Source organism: Metallosphaera javensis (ex Hofmann et al. 2022) (assembly GCF_022064045.1).
GTDB lineage: Archaea > Thermoproteota > Thermoprotei_A > Sulfolobales > Sulfolobaceae > Metallosphaera > Metallosphaera javensis.
The window spans coordinates 130,250-144,035 of record NZ_JAKNCW010000004.1 but is presented as its reverse complement, the minus strand read 5'-3'; the positions used below and the strand labels follow the sequence as shown (position 1 = coordinate 144,035).

Sequence of the window (13,786 nt, the reverse complement as noted above, 5' to 3'; positions counted from 1 at the left end):
AGCACGTCATGGGTAAAATATTGCTACTGGGAGACAGGTATACGGTTTCTCTTTTTAAAATGATGGGAACGGAAGGGGAAGTGATTGAGGATCCCCTTAACTTGGAGAAGGAGATTGATTCCGTGAAGAAGAGGGACGACGTGGACCTTGTGTTAATAACCAGGGATGTGTACGAGCCAGTCAAGGAGAAGGTGGACTCAATGATTTCAAATCTCACTAAACCACTGGTAACTATCATACCCTCTCCGTTCTCGGAATCCAAACCTATTGACGTCAAGAAGATGGTTTTAAAGGCTCTGGGATTCGGGTGATGGTATGGTCTCTGTAGAGGAATTGATGGAACAGGTGATCGACACGGAAATGCAGGTCATAAGCAAGGAATTAAGTAAGGCCCTTGAGGAGGCACTTAACATGATAAAGCAAAAGAGAGACAGTGTAGAAAAAACGTACACTGCCAAGATCCAGGACATGGTGACAAAGGCCAAGGAGGAGATAGAGGGGGAGAGGGCCAGGCTGGATATTGAGGTTAAGAGGGCAGTTCTTAGCGAGAAGAACTACTGGCTGAACAAGGTTTATGAGGGCACAGTCAAGTCCCTGGGGAAGGTTAAGAGTTCCCAGGGGTATAGACAGGGCATAGAGTCTGTTCTCAGAAGGGAGGCGAGGGACGGCTCTATTATTTACTGCTCTCAGGATGAGGTGGATCAGGTCCAGAAGATGGTGAAGGGATTGAAGGTTAAGGCCGAGGTCAAGTCAGACCCAAAGATCATGGGAGGAGTCAAGATACAGTACTCGGACGTTGGGCTAGTGAGGGATTACTCCCTGAACCTGATACTGGATCAAGTTTTTGAGTCACTAAAACCTAAGATAGCTGAGATTCTATTCGGTGAGATGTAAGATGGCACAGGGTAAAGTTGCTAGGGTGAACGGGCCACTGGTTGTGGCCGAGGGTATGAAGGATGCCCAGATGTTTGAAGTTGTCGAGGTTGGTGAACCCAGACTGGTGGGCGAAATCACAAGGATTGAAGGGGACAGGGCCTACATTCAGGTATATGAGGATACAAGCGGTATAAGGCCTGGAGAGCCAGTTGTGGGAAGCGGGGCTCCGCTTTCCGTGGAGCTAGGTCCTGGCCTTCTGGGGCAACTTTTTGACGGATTGCTTAGACCCCTGGGAGAAATAAAGGAGGTTACAAAGTCACCCTTCATCAAGAGGGGAATAAAGTTACCCACGCTGAACAGGGAAAAGAAGTGGCACTTCGTTCCCAAGATTAAGAAGGGTGATAAGGTTGAACCGGGTGATATCCTGGGAACAGTACAGGAGACTGGGCTGGTGGAGCACAGGATACTGGTTCCTCCTTACGTTCACGGAAAGTTAAAGGAAATTGTCGCAGAGGGCGACTACAGGGTAGAGGATAACGTGGCCATTGTGGACATGAATGGCGACGAAGTTCCAGTGAAAATGATGCAGAAATGGCCTGTCAGAGTTCCCAGGCCATTCAAGGAGAAACTGGATCCCACTCAACCACTGCTCACTGGTGTCAGAATCCTAGATACCATATTTCCCATGGCTAAGGGAGGTACTGCAGCCATTCCAGGACCCTTCGGGAGTGGGAAAACGGTAACCCTGCAGAGCCTTTCCAAATGGAGCGAGGCAAAAATCGTAATTTACGTTGGATGCGGAGAGAGAGGTAACGAGATGACCGACGAACTGAGAAGCTTCCCCAAGCTCAAGGACCCATGGACAGGGAGGCCCCTTCTGGAAAGGACAGTCCTTGTGGCCAACACCAGTAACATGCCCGTTGCTGCCAGGGAAGCAAGCATTTACGTTGGAGTAACCTTGGCCGAGTATTTCAGGGACCAGGGATATGACGTGCTCACGGTTGCCGACTCTACCTCCAGATGGGCTGAAGCCCTTAGGGATCTGGGAGGTAGAATGGAGGAGATGCCGGCGGAGGAGGGATTCCCAAGCTATCTTTCCTCCAGAATTGCCGAGTACTACGAGAGGGCAGGAAGGGTTAGAGCGCTTGGTAACCCGGAGAGGTTCGGCTCAGTTACCTTGGCTTCTGCCGTTTCACCGCCTGGAGGAGACTTCACCGAGCCAGTTACCAGCACTACACTAAGATTCGTCAGGGTATTCTGGCCATTGGACGTGTCCCTGGCTCAGGCCAGGCATTACCCGGCAGTTAACTGGCTCCAGGGTTTCTCGTCCTATGTGGACCTAGTGTCTGACTGGTGGATTAAGAACGTTGATCCAGACTGGAGGATAATGAGGGACTTCATGGTGAGGACCCTTCTTAGAGAGGATGAGCTGAAGCAAATCGTTAGGCTAGTGGGTCCAGAGTCACTCGCGGAGAAGGATAAGCTGACCCTAGAGGTAGCCAGACTCATCAAGGAAGCTTTCCTGAAGCAGAATGCCTATGACGACATTGACGCTTTCTCTTCGCCTCAGAAGCAGGCTAGGATTATGAAACTGATCTATCACTATAACCAGTACGCCACCAACGCTGTGGAGAGAGGGATACCAGTGAAGAAGATCGCTGACAAAATAACTGTAGTCCCTGACATAATTAGATCAAAGGCCACCATAAAGAACGACGAACTTCAGAAATATGACGAACTAGAGAACAAGTTAAAAGCTCAGTTCGATGAACTCTTGAAGGAGGCTGGTGCTTAATGGAGTCTTCCATGAATGTGAGGGAGTACTCAAATATTTCCATGATTAAGGGTCCCCTGGTAATGGTTCAGGGCGTTGCTGACTCCGCCTATAACGAGCTAGTTGAGGTTGAGATGCCCAATGGTGAGAAGAGAAGAGGAATTGTCGTAGATAGTCAGAAGGGAATTTCTGTAGTGCAGGTCTTCGAGGGAACCAGGGGAATATCTCCAGTTGGAACCACTGTGAGATTCCTGGGTAGGGGACTTGAGGTAAAGATATCGGAGGAGATGCTGGGAAGGATTTTCAACCCCCTGGGTGATCCCCTGGATAACGGCCCCATGGTGATAAAGGGCGAAAAGAGGGACATCAACGGCGAACCGCTGAACCCTGCAGTCAGGGACTATCCTGAGGAGTTCATACAGACCGGTATCTCCGCGATTGATGGCCTGAACTCACTGCTCAGAGGTCAGAAGCTTCCAATCTTCAGCGGGAGCGGTCTGCCTGCAAACATTCTCGCAGCGCAAATAGCCAAGCAGGCAACGGTTAGGGGAGAGGAGAGCAACTTCGCTGTGGTCTTCGGTGCCATTGGAGTGAGATATGACGAGGCACTGTTTTTCAGGAAGTTCTTTGAAGAGACAGGGGCAATAAACAGGGTAGCCCTGATCATGAGTCTGGCAAACGAGCCTCCAGTTATGAAGACGCTCACCCCCAAGACCGCCCTCACCCTTGCGGAGTATCTAGCCTTTGAACAGGACATGCACGTCTTGGCAATTCTGATTGACATGACCAACTACTGCGAAGCGCTCAGGGAGATAAGTGCCTCAAAGGAGGAAGTACCTGGTAGAGGTGGCTATCCCGGTTACATGTACACCGATCTAGCCCAGACATACGAGAGGGCTGGGAAGGTCGTGGGAAAGAAGGGATCCATAACCCAGATGCCTATCCTGACAATGCCAAACGATGACATAACTCATCCAATTCCAGACCTGACAGGTTACATCACCGAGGGTCAGATTACCTTGGACAGGAGCCTGTATAACAAGGGAATCTATCCACCAATCAATGTTCTCATGAGCCTGTCAAGGCTCGCCAAGGATGGAATAGGTGAGGGGAAGACCAGGGATGACCACAAGGACGTGTCCAACCAGTTGTTTGCGGCCTATGCAAAGGCCGTTGACACAAGAGGGCTTGCAGCGATCATTGGAGAGGATAGCCTTTCTGACACAGACAAGAAGTATCTAATGTTCGGTGATGCCTTTGAAAGGAAATTCGTAAGTCAAGGGGTTAACGAAAACAGGGATATAGAGACCACTCTAGATATTGGATGGGAGGTCCTCTCCATTCTGCCAGAGAGGGAGCTCACAAACGTGAAGGTGGACTTTATCAAGAAGTATCATCCAGCCTACCGTGGTAAGAAATGAGCTCTAGGAGGGTACTCCCCACAAAGATAAACCTCATCAGCATGAGGAATCAGCTCAAGCTCATCAGAGTAATCAAGAGGCTATTGGAGAACAAGAGGGAAGTTCTTCTCATTTATCTGAGGACTTACGTAAACGAGTACGAGAAGATCTACAACGAGGTTAACGAGGCTTTGAAGGTAGTCTATGACAGCTACATGAAGGCCGTTGTTGATGAAGGTATTGGGAACATAGAGACCATAGCCAATTCTCAGACCAGTTCACTTCAGTTAAAAAGCTCCACTAAGGTCATCTTCGGAGTCAAGATTCCCATCACCGAACTTAGTGAAACCAGCATTCCCCCAAAACCCTTCAGCGAAGTTGAAACCTCTCCCTACCTTTCCGAGGCTTACGACAGGATGAGGGAGACCATGATTAAGGTCATCAAACTTGTGGAGCTTGAGTCAACCATCAGATCGCTTGTTGCCGAGCTCAGAAGAACCCAGCGCCTAATCAACGCCATAGACACCTCAATACTTCCCTTCTACAACAACTCGGTGAAATACATTAGATCAATTCTAAATGACAGGAGCAGGGAGGAATTCGTTAGGCTTAAAGTCACAAGAAGGATCTTACAGAGGAGGAGAGGAGATGGACGCTAATCCCTTTATTTCAAATCTTAACAAGAGACTTGATGAAAAAATGAAGGAGATTCAGGACCAGCTGAACAAGGAGTATTCCTCGATACTGGAATCTAAACGAAAGGCCATGGAGGAAATAAGGAGAAAGGCTTTAAAGGAACTGCCAAAGTAAACAGTGGTGGATTTAACATGGAATATTCAAAGAGAATGAAATATGTAATACTCCTTCTACCGCTCCTTATGGGGTCTGCTGTGGCATTTGCTCAGTCTCCTGCAGAGACTTCAACTGGTTTTTCAGGGATTAACATTGGTGCAGGACTAGCTGTGGGTCTTGCAGCAATTGGCGCTGGCATGGCCGTGGGTATGGCTGCTGCAGCTGGTATAGGTGTACTAACAGAGAGAAGGGACATGTTCGGTACCGTGCTGATCTTCGTGGCCATAGGGGAAGGAATAGCAGTATACGGTATACTGTTCGCAGTGCTAATGTTGTTCGGTAAGTTCTAAAAACCCCCAAACTTTTTAGGTCAAGTTTTTTGGATTCCTCCCATGAAGATATCAAGGGAAAAATGGTCCTCTAATTTTAGCGAGTGGTTTGATTGGGTCATCTCTCAGGCAGAAATATATGACTACGGGAGGTATCCTGTTAAGGGTTCTGGCGTTTGGATGCCCTACGGCTTCAAGATTAGACAGAACGTTACCAATCTCATTAGGAAGTTGCTTGACGACACCGGTCACGAGGAGGTTCTCTTCCCCCTCCTCATCCCAGAGGGACTTCTCAAGAAGGAGGGCGAGCATATCAAGGGTTTCGAGAAGGAGGTTTTCTGGGTCACCCACGGAGGAGAAGAGGAACTAGAGGAGAAATTCGCCCTCAGACCAACGTCGGAGGTTGCCATAACCCTCATGGAATCTCTTTGGATAAAGGGCTACACTCAATTACCCAGGAAGTTTTACCAGATAGTTAGCGTCTTCAGATATGAGACCAAGGCCACAAGGCCCATGATCAGGGTTAGGGAACTGACCACGTTCAAGGAGGCTCACACGGTTCACGAGACATTTGAGGACGCCGCTAAACAGGTGGATGAGGCTGTGGAGATATACAGTAGGTTCTTTGACATTCTGGGCATACCCTATCTCATCTCCAGAAGGCCCGAGTGGGATAAGTTCGCCGGGGCGGAGTACACAATTGCCCTTGATACAATTATGCCGGATGGAAGGGCCCTGCAGATTGGAACGGCCCATCACCTAGGTCAGCACTTCACCAAGGCCATGGATTACAAGGTGCAGAGGGCTGACGGTTCCCACGTTCATCCGCATCAGACCAGTTACGGAATATCTGACAGGGTGATAGCCACTCTCATATCCATAAACGGCGACGATCATGGCCCCATCCTACCTCCCGTGGTGGCTCCCTTTGAGGCAGTGATCATACCAATACCCGGGAAGACCGACGAGGACACGGAGAAGATCAACAGGTATGCTGGGGAAATAGAATCAACCCTGAAGACCAATGGTATCCGCGTTACCTTGGATGCCTCAGAGGACAAGACCCCTGGGGAGAAGTACTATATCTGGGAGTTAAAGGGAGTGCCCATAAGGATAGAGGTGGGAACCAGGGAGCTGAACGCAGGCACAGTGTTCCTGAAGAGGAGGGATACGCTCGAGGGTAAGGCAGTGAAAAAGGATGATTTGATCAAGGAGTTTAGAAACCTTGAGGATCAAATCTCCGCCGACCTAAGAAAGAGGGCATGGGAGCAGTTCAGGGAGAGAGTGAAGAGGTTCCAGAATCTGGACGAGGCTAAAAAATTCCTTGAGAACAGGGGAGGTATAGCTGAGGTTCCGTGGTGTGGACAGGACTCGTGCGGTCTGAAAATAGAGGAGGAGGTTCAGGCCAGGGTTCTGGGTGCTCCCCTGAAACCGGAGCCTAGCGGTAACTGCGTTGTATGTGGAAAACCTTCAACCAACATCCTTCGAATAGCAAAAACTTATTAGAGGTCATAATGAAAAGAGGAGAGGTGCTAAAGTATTGCCCAAAAAGAGGGAGAACAGAGGCAGAAGGAAAGGAGATAAAGGTCACGTAGGGTATGTCATGTGCGATAACTGTGGAGCAAGGGTACCGGAAGACAAGGCCGTGTGTGTTACAAGGACCTACAGTCCCGTGGACGCTTCCCTGGCTAACGAACTGGAGAAGAAGGGTGCCATAATCACCAGGTACCCGGTCACCAAGTGCTACTGCGTCAACTGTGCGGTTCACTTTGGTCTAATCAAGATAAGGGCTGAGAACGAGAGGAAGTCTAGGGCAAGACTCTTCTAGGAAGGATCAGAAATCTAAGTTTTTAACCTCACTTCACCTCTATTTGCTTATGAGGCTATACGAGCTCTCATTTGATGAGGTAGAGAGATTCTTCTACAAGTTAGCTGAGTTAAGGGATACGGTGAAGGATTCGGGATTAATGTCTTACCTTCCTGAATCCCCTTCCTTCACGGGTCAGATTCAGGGAACCACTAGGGTAAAGCACGCCTTTCCAATCTTCCAGAAGGGAGGCGTGGTCATGGATGTGACCAGCGTGGAACAGGCAGGGATAGCGGAGGAAGCTGGTGCAGTCTCAGTTATGGTATTGGACAAGCTCCCCTATGACGTGAGAAAGGCTGGCGGAGTTGCCAGGATGGCAGACCCCAAGATCATAGAGGAAGTCATGAATTCCATCACTATTCCAGTGATGGCAAAGGTGAGAATTGGGCATTATTATGAGGCCAAGGTTCTGGAGGCCTTGGGAGTGGACATGATTGACGAAAGCGAAGTTCTGACTCCAGCTGATGAGGAGCATCACATCAATAAGTGGGAATTCAAGATTCCATTCGTGAACGGGGCCAGAAGTTTGGGCGAGGCCCTCAGGAGGATTTCAGAGGGAGCTTCAATGATCAGGACCAAGGGTGAACCGGGCACAGGAAACGTGAGTGAGGCTGTGAAACACATAAAGATAGTTAACCAGGAGTTGAGGGCTCTGCTCAGCATGGCTGAGGAGGACAGGGTAAAGAAGTCTAGGGAGTTGCAGGTTCCCTACGAACTGGTGGAATTGACCGTGAAGTACGCTAGATTACCAGTGGTCAACTTCGCCGCTGGCGGGATAGCAACCCCAGCCGACGCTGCCCTGATGATGTGGCTGGGCACAGATGGTATCTTCGTGGGTTCGGGAATTTTCAAGAGCGAGGATCCGCTGGAGAGGGCCAAGGCTATTGTTTTGGCCACCGCAGGCTGGGAGGATCCGGAGATAGTTCTGGAGGCACAGAAGATGATAAGTGAGCACAAGGCCATGATGGGTATTGACATAAAGACCTTGAAGCCTGAGGAACTCATGCAGGTGAGGGGAGCATGAAGATAGGAGTGGTTGCATATCAGGGAAGCTTTGAGGAGCATGCACTCTCCGTGAAGAGAGTGTTTGACAAGATAGGAAAGGGAGAAGTTATTCCAGTCAAGAAGCCAAAGGACCTTGACGTGGACGGCATAATCATCCCGGGAGGAGAGAGCACAACAATTGGCCAGGTAGCCCTAAGGCTGGGCCTTCTGGATCCCCTAAAGGAGAAGATAAATCAGGGAATCCCAGTGCTGGGAACGTGTGCTGGTGCCATCATGCTATCCAAGGAGGTAACGGATGCCAAGGTTGGAAAGAAGGGCCAGCCCCTGATAGGGGTGATGGATGCCTCAGTGATCAGGAACTATTATGGCAGACAAAGGGAGAGCTTTGAGGCCATAGTGGACCTGGAGGAGATAGAGGGAGGAAAGGAGAAGTTCGTGTTCATAAGGGCTCCAGCAATCTCCAAGGTATGGGGGAAAGCAAAGGCCCTCGCCACTCTGAACGACGTGATAGTAATGGCCCAGGAGGATCAGATTCTCACAACCACCTTCCACCCGGAGCTGTCAGGGACAACGTCAATTCATGAGTACTTCCTCAGGATGATCAAGAGATAGTGTTTTATTTTACTACTCAAAACTAGGATTAAACGGGGAATAATCTTTTGCCGAATGAGTTTTTGGTTGATAAGAGCTCGCTGCTTCAGGGCGTTACTAGGTATATAGAGAAGAACCTGATCAACGGAACGTTCCTGATACACAGGGCCCTACTCAGGCAACTGGAACAAGAATCCAAGCAGGGGCTTGTCACCAGCGACATTGCGCTTGAGGAGATTGAGAAGCTAAAGGATCTATCAGAGAGGTACCTATTTGCTGTGGAACTGGTGGGAAAGGAGAGCGGAGATGCGGAACAGGAGTTGAGGAATTACTGCGCGGAGAGAGGATGTAGCTTACTCACAGCAGATGAACTTACCAAGAAAATGGCGGAACTTCTGGGAATTGGGGTAACGTTTCTGGAACCCCTGCCTGAACCACTGTCCATAGAGACCTTCTTTGACGAGTCCACAATGAGCGTTCACCTCAAGGAGGACGCTGTTCCCAAGGCAAAAAAGGGGAAACCTGGGGATTGGGAATTTCACGTTCTAAGGGAGACTCCCTTGACTGGTGGGGAAATAAAGAAGATAGTTTCAGAGATACTGAACTCAATCAGGTGGACCAAGGGCTCTTTCATAGAGATTGAGAGGAAGGGCTCAACCATAGTTCAGTTGAGCACGTACAGGATAGTGATAACGAGACCTCCCCTGTCTGACGGCTGGGAACTCACAGCCACCAGACCGGTTGCAAGGAAGAGGCTGGAGGACTACGCTCTTAACCCTGAACTGGTGAACAGGCTTGAGCAGAGGGCGGAGGGCATCCTTATTGCCGGCTCTCCTGGAATGGGCAAGACAACCTTCGCTCAGGCACTGGCGGAGTATTACATGAAAATGGGCAAGATAGTTAAGACCATAGAGTCCCCCAGGGACATGCATCTCCCTGCGGATATAACCCAGTACTCCAAGAATTACGCGGAGATTGGGGAACTTCACGATATTCTACTCCTGAGCAGGCCCGACTACACCGTCTATGACGAGATGAGAAACGACGAGGACTTCAGGCTTTACATAGACCTCAGGCTTGCTGGAATAGGCATGATAGGAGTGGTACACGCAACGACGGCAATAGACGCCATACACAGGTTCCTGAACAGGGTTGACCTTGGAACCGTTCCGGGAATTCTGGACACGGTACTCTTCATAAATAAGGGCACGGTAGAGAAGGTTTACAGCTTGGAGATGACTGTAAAGGTTCCAGAGGGGTTAAGGGAGGCTGACCTAGCTAGGCCTGTAGTTCAGATCAAGGACTTCCTCAATGACAGGGTGGAGTACGAGATTTACGTGTTCGGCGAACAGACCATGATAGTTCCTGTGGGTAGACTTAACCTAAACACTATGGAGAACAGGATAACTAGGGCCATATCTGGGGTTATCCCTGACGCGAAGGTCAAGAAGGAGAACGGGGAGTACGTGGTGGAGATTCCAAGGGAGGGCATATCCAGCTTCAACAGGAAGATCAACACAAAGCTGAGGAAACTAGAGAAGAAGCATGGGATCAAGATAAGGATAAAGTTACAGGATAAGGAGTCCTAAAGGAAGGTATCCAGTGTTTTACTAAACTTGGATTCAACGTATCTGGCAAGGCCGTCAATGTCCACTCCCTTTTCTATAGCCTCCTGAGTTGCAACGTAGTTTCCACCGTCAGTCTTCTTGAGATCCTGAAACCTAATGAACTTGAGGAGTTTGGGATTTTTCACAGCTAGGAACAACTCGCCTCCGCTCCTTCTCGAGAACTCAAGTATTCCATCAGCCTGTTCCCTTGTAATGTACACATTTCCCTCCTTTTTCCTGCTCTTCACCTCTATCAGCAGGATTACTCCCATTTTGAGTGCCACGATGTCTGGGGCTGGGTCCTTTCTCTTGCTCCCGCTAGCTGGTGATCTTATGACCGCGAAGCCCCTGTCCCTCAGAAGCGAAAGAATATATCTCTCGACGTTAGAACCTCGAGCTTTCCTTTGGTTCACAAGTTTATAAAAAGAGATCTAGGATTTAGGCCTTCCTCTCTCTATGAGCTCTTTGAGCCTTCTGCCGGTCTGTTCCTCAAGGCTCTTATCCATTTCCTCCATGCCCTTACTTAGGGTTGGGCTACCCCTACCGTACTCCTCTATCCACTCCTCTGCAAACTTCCCTGACCTAACCTTCTCAGCAGCCTCCCTTATCCTTCTCCTTGTCTCCTCGTTTATCACCTGCTTGCCCACAGTGAATCCACCATACTTGGCTGTGTCTGAGACTGCCCTGAGCATTCCCATGAATCCCTTATCGTATATCAGGTCAACGATCATCTTGAGCTCATTTATGGTCTCAAAGTAGGCCACCTCGGGCTGGTAACCCATTTCCACGAGGGTCTCAAACGCGGCTTTCATGAGCTCCATCACGCCTCCTACCAGGATGGTCTGCTCCCCAATGAGGTCCGTTTCGGTCTCTTCCTTGAACGTTGTCTCTATTGCCCCTGCTCTGGTACCTCCCAGGGCCTTGGCTATGGCCAGCGCTTTCTCCAGGGCCTTTCCGGAGTGGTTTTGATGAACTGCAACTAGAACTGGGACTCCTCCTCCCTTTACGTAGAAATCCCTGACTATGGGACCTGGGCCCTTGGGTGCAACCATATAAACATCAACGTTGCTTGGAGGTTCTATGAGCCTGTAGTGGATGTTGAATCCGTGGGCGAACACAAGGTCCATTCCCTCCTTGAGGTAGGGTTGAACCCTTTCCCTGTAAACCAGTCTCTGAGCCATATCAGGAACCAAGAAGATCACCACATCGGCATCCTTCACGGCATCTTCAGTCTTCTTGGGTGTAAATCCGTCTGCCTTTGCCTGTTCCCAGCTCTTCCCTTCCCTTTCCAGACCCACTGTGACTTGAAGGCCAGAGTCCCTGAGATTCAGAGCCCAGGCTCTACCTTGACTACCGTAACCTAGTACGGCTATTCTCTTTCCCTTCATGGGATCGAGAGTTGTGTCCTTATCCGTGTAGATCTTTGCTATACGACTCACCCCAACTATAGCCTGTTATCTTAGAGTAAACTGGTACATAAACTATCATCTTTTCCTCATCGGGATTATCACTTATCTCGCCCTTGTTGTTAAAGGAGTATGAAACAACCTTACCCTCTTCCAGAACCTCCACCTTCTCCACATCCACCATCTTGCTCAGGTTCAGGATCGCAAGGTTTGTGTTCTTTCCTTCCTTAACCTCCATATAGATCTCATATAACCCGTCTTCGTTCACTTTCCTTGCGTTAATCCATTCCACATCCACCCACAGTTTCCTCAGGGTCCCCATTACCCTCTCCAGGAACCCTGGATCCCTATAGTAACCTGTTACCCTAAGTAGCCTTCCTTGGGTCACGCACTATCACCTGTTTCAGTTTTCCTCCAGGAGGTAGAGTGGGGAGTGCCAGTTCCTCCTTATCTATTGGGACCCTGATCACCGCCGGGATGTTCTCCTTTATGGCCGTCTTTATTGATCTTTCTATCTCGTCATAACTTGTGGCGTTGAAACCAAGGGCACCAAAAGCCTCCGCGAACTTCACGAAATCAGGGGAGGGACCATAATCAACCCCCACTACCCTTCTGCTCTGGAAGAGGTCTTGGACCTGCCTCACCAGGCCTAGGGTTCTGTTATCGAAGATCACTGAGATGATAGGAATGTGTTCATCCACAGCTGTGGCCAAGTTATTGGCCGTCATGAGGAAGGAACCATCTCCATCCAGGTCCACGACTACCTTATCAGGCCTGGCCATCTTGGCACCCATGGCCGCAGGCAGGCCAAAACCCATTGTTCCCATTCCAGTGGAGGAGAGGAACGTTCTGGGCTCCAGCACCTCCCAGAAGACCTCTGACCACATCTGGTGCTGTCCCACACCTGTGGTAACTATTGAGTCCCTGGGTATGGAGTTCCTTATGGTCTTAAGGATCTTCCATGGTTTCAGCTTCCCGTCCTCCTCGTGATAGTAGAACTGTGCGTAATAGTCCCTTAGCTCCTTGACCCTCTTCACCCAAGCTGAGTTGTCTCTCTTTCTTCCCAGCTCCCTCACTGCCTTAATTATCTCCCTCAAAAGGATCTTGGCATCTCCATACAATGGGACGTCTATTTTGAATGCCCTTTCCGAGTCCGTGGGATCAATGTTTATCATAATGAACTTCTTCCTTGTTTCAATCATTTCGTCGTAGGAGGTGAACGTTCTATCACTTAATCTAGCTCCAACCACCAGCATTGCGTCCGACTCAAGGGCGGCCATGGAGGCCTCCGCCCTTCCATAGTAGCCCATTGCCCCCAGGAAGAGAGGATGATCATGTGGAATTGCTGACTTTCCAGGCAGGGTGGAGACCATGGGAATAGCCAATATCTCGGAGAGTTCGAGGATTTCCGGGGTAGCATTGGACCAAACTGCACCAGTTCCCGCGAGGATGATTGGCTTCTCTGCCTCGACCAGAATCTCCGCTGCCTTTTTGATCTTGACCGGATCAATCACTGTCTTGAAAGGTCTATAACCCTTGACATCCGGTCTTTCAGGCCACTTAACGTCCTCTATCTTTTCCAGCTGAATGTCCCTGGGAATATCAACCACCACAGGGCCTGGCCTCCCTGTGGATGCTATGTAGAAGGCATTTTTTATCCAGATGGGAATCTCGTAGATGTTCTTGAGTTGCACGACGTATTTGGCTGCATTGGCAAAAATCCCAGGAGTGTCAGCCTCCTGGAAGGCCATCTTTCCTATAACCGGTCTAACCACCTGACCTGTGAGAGCCACTACTGGAGAGCTGTCCCAGTAAGCTGTAACCATTCCCGTTACGAGGTTCGTGGCGCCCGGTCCTGAAGTGGCTGTGCACACTCCAGGTCTCCCTGACGCCCTGGCAAACCCGTCAGCTGCATGAACTGCTGCCTGTTCATGTCTCATCAACACGTGCCGTAGCTCTCCATTCTGAAGGTCCTCGAGAAAGGCGTCATAGATGGGCATGTTGGTTAGACCAGGTATTCCAAAAATTACCTTGACTCCCTCCCTTTTGAGAGAATCAACTACTAACCTAGCACCTGAGGGCATACAAAATCACCTTTATACATAATTCTACATCTAAACAACCTTGAGAAAACGACAA

At 49.6% G+C, this 13,786-nt stretch carries 16 protein-coding genes; 12 read left to right on the top strand and 4 right to left on the bottom strand.

Annotated features, from left to right (window positions below; translation table 11 throughout):
* Positions 1–8 precede the first annotated feature (8 nt).
* The 12 genes from L3N51_RS04950 (at position 9) to L3N51_RS04895 (ending at position 10,223) form a co-directional block, all read left to right on the top strand.
* Positions 9–311: a V-type ATP synthase subunit F gene (locus L3N51_RS04950; RefSeq protein WP_238025834.1), complete on the top strand. Its 303-nt coding sequence runs from the start codon at positions 9–11 to the stop codon at positions 309–311.
* A 4-nt stretch (positions 312–315) separates the two neighbouring features.
* Positions 316–894: a V-type ATP synthase subunit E gene (locus L3N51_RS04945; protein ID WP_238025833.1), complete on the top strand. Its 579-nt coding sequence runs from the start codon at positions 316–318 to the stop codon at positions 892–894.
* A gap of 1 nt (position 895) precedes the next feature.
* On the top strand, positions 896–2,671 hold the full coding sequence (locus L3N51_RS04940; RefSeq protein ID WP_238025831.1) for an ATP synthase subunit A: 1,776 nt from the start codon (positions 896–898) through the stop codon (positions 2,669–2,671).
* Positions 2,671–4,071, top strand: coding sequence for a V-type ATP synthase subunit B (locus L3N51_RS04935; protein WP_238025830.1), 1,401 nt, complete (start codon positions 2,671–2,673; stop codon positions 4,069–4,071). The genes L3N51_RS04940 and L3N51_RS04935 overlap by 1 nt, the downstream gene beginning before the upstream one ends.
* Positions 4,068–4,709 carry a V-type ATP synthase subunit D gene (locus L3N51_RS04930; protein ID WP_238025829.1) on the top strand — a complete coding sequence of 214 codons (642 nt, stop codon included), beginning with the start codon at positions 4,068–4,070 and terminating at the stop codon, positions 4,707–4,709. Before L3N51_RS04935 ends, L3N51_RS04930 begins: the two co-directional genes overlap by 4 nt.
* Positions 4,699–4,860: a hypothetical protein gene (locus L3N51_RS04925; RefSeq protein WP_238025828.1), complete on the top strand. Its 162-nt coding sequence runs from the start codon at positions 4,699–4,701 to the stop codon at positions 4,858–4,860. Before L3N51_RS04930 ends, L3N51_RS04925 begins: the two co-directional genes overlap by 11 nt.
* Positions 4,861–4,895: 35 nt before the next feature.
* Positions 4,896–5,192: a V-type ATP synthase subunit K gene (locus L3N51_RS04920; RefSeq protein WP_425598005.1), complete on the top strand. Its 297-nt coding sequence runs from the start codon at positions 4,896–4,898 to the stop codon at positions 5,190–5,192.
* Positions 5,193–5,234: 42 nt separating this feature from the next.
* On the top strand, positions 5,235–6,677 hold the full coding sequence (proS, locus tag L3N51_RS04915) for a proline--tRNA ligase (protein ID WP_238025826.1): 1,443 nt from the start codon (positions 5,235–5,237) through the stop codon (positions 6,675–6,677).
* 34 nt (positions 6,678–6,711) lie between these two features.
* Positions 6,712–6,999: a 30S ribosomal protein S26e gene (locus L3N51_RS04910; protein WP_012021849.1), complete on the top strand. Its 288-nt coding sequence runs from the start codon at positions 6,712–6,714 to the stop codon at positions 6,997–6,999.
* 49 nt (positions 7,000–7,048) lie between these two features.
* Positions 7,049–8,062, top strand: a complete 1,014-nt coding sequence (gene pdxS, locus L3N51_RS04905; RefSeq protein WP_238025825.1) for a pyridoxal 5'-phosphate synthase lyase subunit PdxS — start codon at positions 7,049–7,051, stop codon at positions 8,060–8,062.
* The gene (pdxT, locus tag L3N51_RS04900; RefSeq protein ID WP_238025824.1) at positions 8,059–8,655 is read left to right on the top strand and encodes a pyridoxal 5'-phosphate synthase glutaminase subunit PdxT; all 597 of its coding nucleotides are present in this window, start codon (positions 8,059–8,061) and stop codon (positions 8,653–8,655) included. Before pdxS ends, pdxT begins: the two co-directional genes overlap by 4 nt.
* Before the next feature lie 62 nt (positions 8,656–8,717).
* Positions 8,718–10,223: a PINc/VapC family ATPase gene (locus tag L3N51_RS04895; RefSeq protein WP_238025823.1), complete on the top strand. Its 1,506-nt coding sequence runs from the start codon at positions 8,718–8,720 to the stop codon at positions 10,221–10,223.
* Here L3N51_RS04895 and hjc read toward each other — a convergent pair.
* From hjc to L3N51_RS04875, 4 genes are read right to left on the bottom strand one after another with little or no spacing between them, the layout of a single operon-like run.
* Positions 10,220–10,654, bottom strand: a complete 435-nt coding sequence (gene hjc / locus L3N51_RS04890) for a Holliday junction resolvase Hjc (RefSeq protein WP_238025821.1) — start codon at positions 10,652–10,654, stop codon at positions 10,220–10,222. The genes L3N51_RS04895 and hjc overlap by 4 nt on opposite strands.
* A gap of 18 nt (positions 10,655–10,672) precedes the next feature.
* Positions 10,673–11,680: a ketol-acid reductoisomerase gene (gene ilvC, locus L3N51_RS04885; RefSeq protein ID WP_238025820.1), complete on the bottom strand. Its 1,008-nt coding sequence runs from the start codon at positions 11,678–11,680 to the stop codon at positions 10,673–10,675.
* Complete coding sequence (locus tag L3N51_RS04880; RefSeq protein WP_238025819.1) at positions 11,649–12,035, bottom strand: ACT domain-containing protein; 387 nt, start codon at positions 12,033–12,035, stop codon at positions 11,649–11,651. The genes ilvC and L3N51_RS04880 overlap by 32 nt, the downstream gene beginning before the upstream one ends.
* Positions 12,013–13,731, bottom strand: coding sequence for an acetolactate synthase large subunit (locus tag L3N51_RS04875; RefSeq protein ID WP_238025818.1), 1,719 nt, complete (start codon positions 13,729–13,731; stop codon positions 12,013–12,015). The genes L3N51_RS04880 and L3N51_RS04875 overlap by 23 nt, the downstream gene beginning before the upstream one ends.
* Positions 13,732–13,786: the final 55 nt, after the last annotated feature.

Excerpts from the sequence above, each read along its gene's own strand:
- L3N51_RS04950 (WP_238025834.1), top strand. The coding sequence starts at position 9 with ATGGGTAAAATATTGCTACTGGGAGACAGGTATACGGTTTCTCTTTTT.
- L3N51_RS04945 (WP_238025833.1), top strand. The coding sequence starts at position 316 with ATGGTCTCTGTAGAGGAATTGATGGAACAGGTGATCGACACGGAAATG.
- L3N51_RS04940 (WP_238025831.1), top strand. The coding sequence starts at position 896 with ATGGCACAGGGTAAAGTTGCTAGGGTGAACGGGCCACTGGTTGTGGCC.
- L3N51_RS04935 (WP_238025830.1), top strand. The coding sequence starts at position 2,671 with ATGGAGTCTTCCATGAATGTGAGGGAGTACTCAAATATTTCCATGATT.
- L3N51_RS04930 (WP_238025829.1), top strand. The coding sequence starts at position 4,068 with ATGAGCTCTAGGAGGGTACTCCCCACAAAGATAAACCTCATCAGCATG.
- L3N51_RS04925 (WP_238025828.1), top strand. The coding sequence starts at position 4,699 with ATGGACGCTAATCCCTTTATTTCAAATCTTAACAAGAGACTTGATGAA.
- L3N51_RS04920 (WP_425598005.1), top strand. The coding sequence starts at position 4,896 with ATGAAATATGTAATACTCCTTCTACCGCTCCTTATGGGGTCTGCTGTG.
- proS (WP_238025826.1), top strand. The coding sequence starts at position 5,235 with ATGAAGATATCAAGGGAAAAATGGTCCTCTAATTTTAGCGAGTGGTTT.
- pdxS (WP_238025825.1), top strand. The coding sequence starts at position 7,049 with ATGAGGCTATACGAGCTCTCATTTGATGAGGTAGAGAGATTCTTCTAC.
- pdxT (WP_238025824.1), top strand. The coding sequence starts at position 8,059 with ATGAAGATAGGAGTGGTTGCATATCAGGGAAGCTTTGAGGAGCATGCA.
- L3N51_RS04875 (WP_238025818.1), bottom strand. The coding sequence starts at position 13,731 with ATGCCCTCAGGTGCTAGGTTAGTAGTTGATTCTCTCAAAAGGGAGGGA.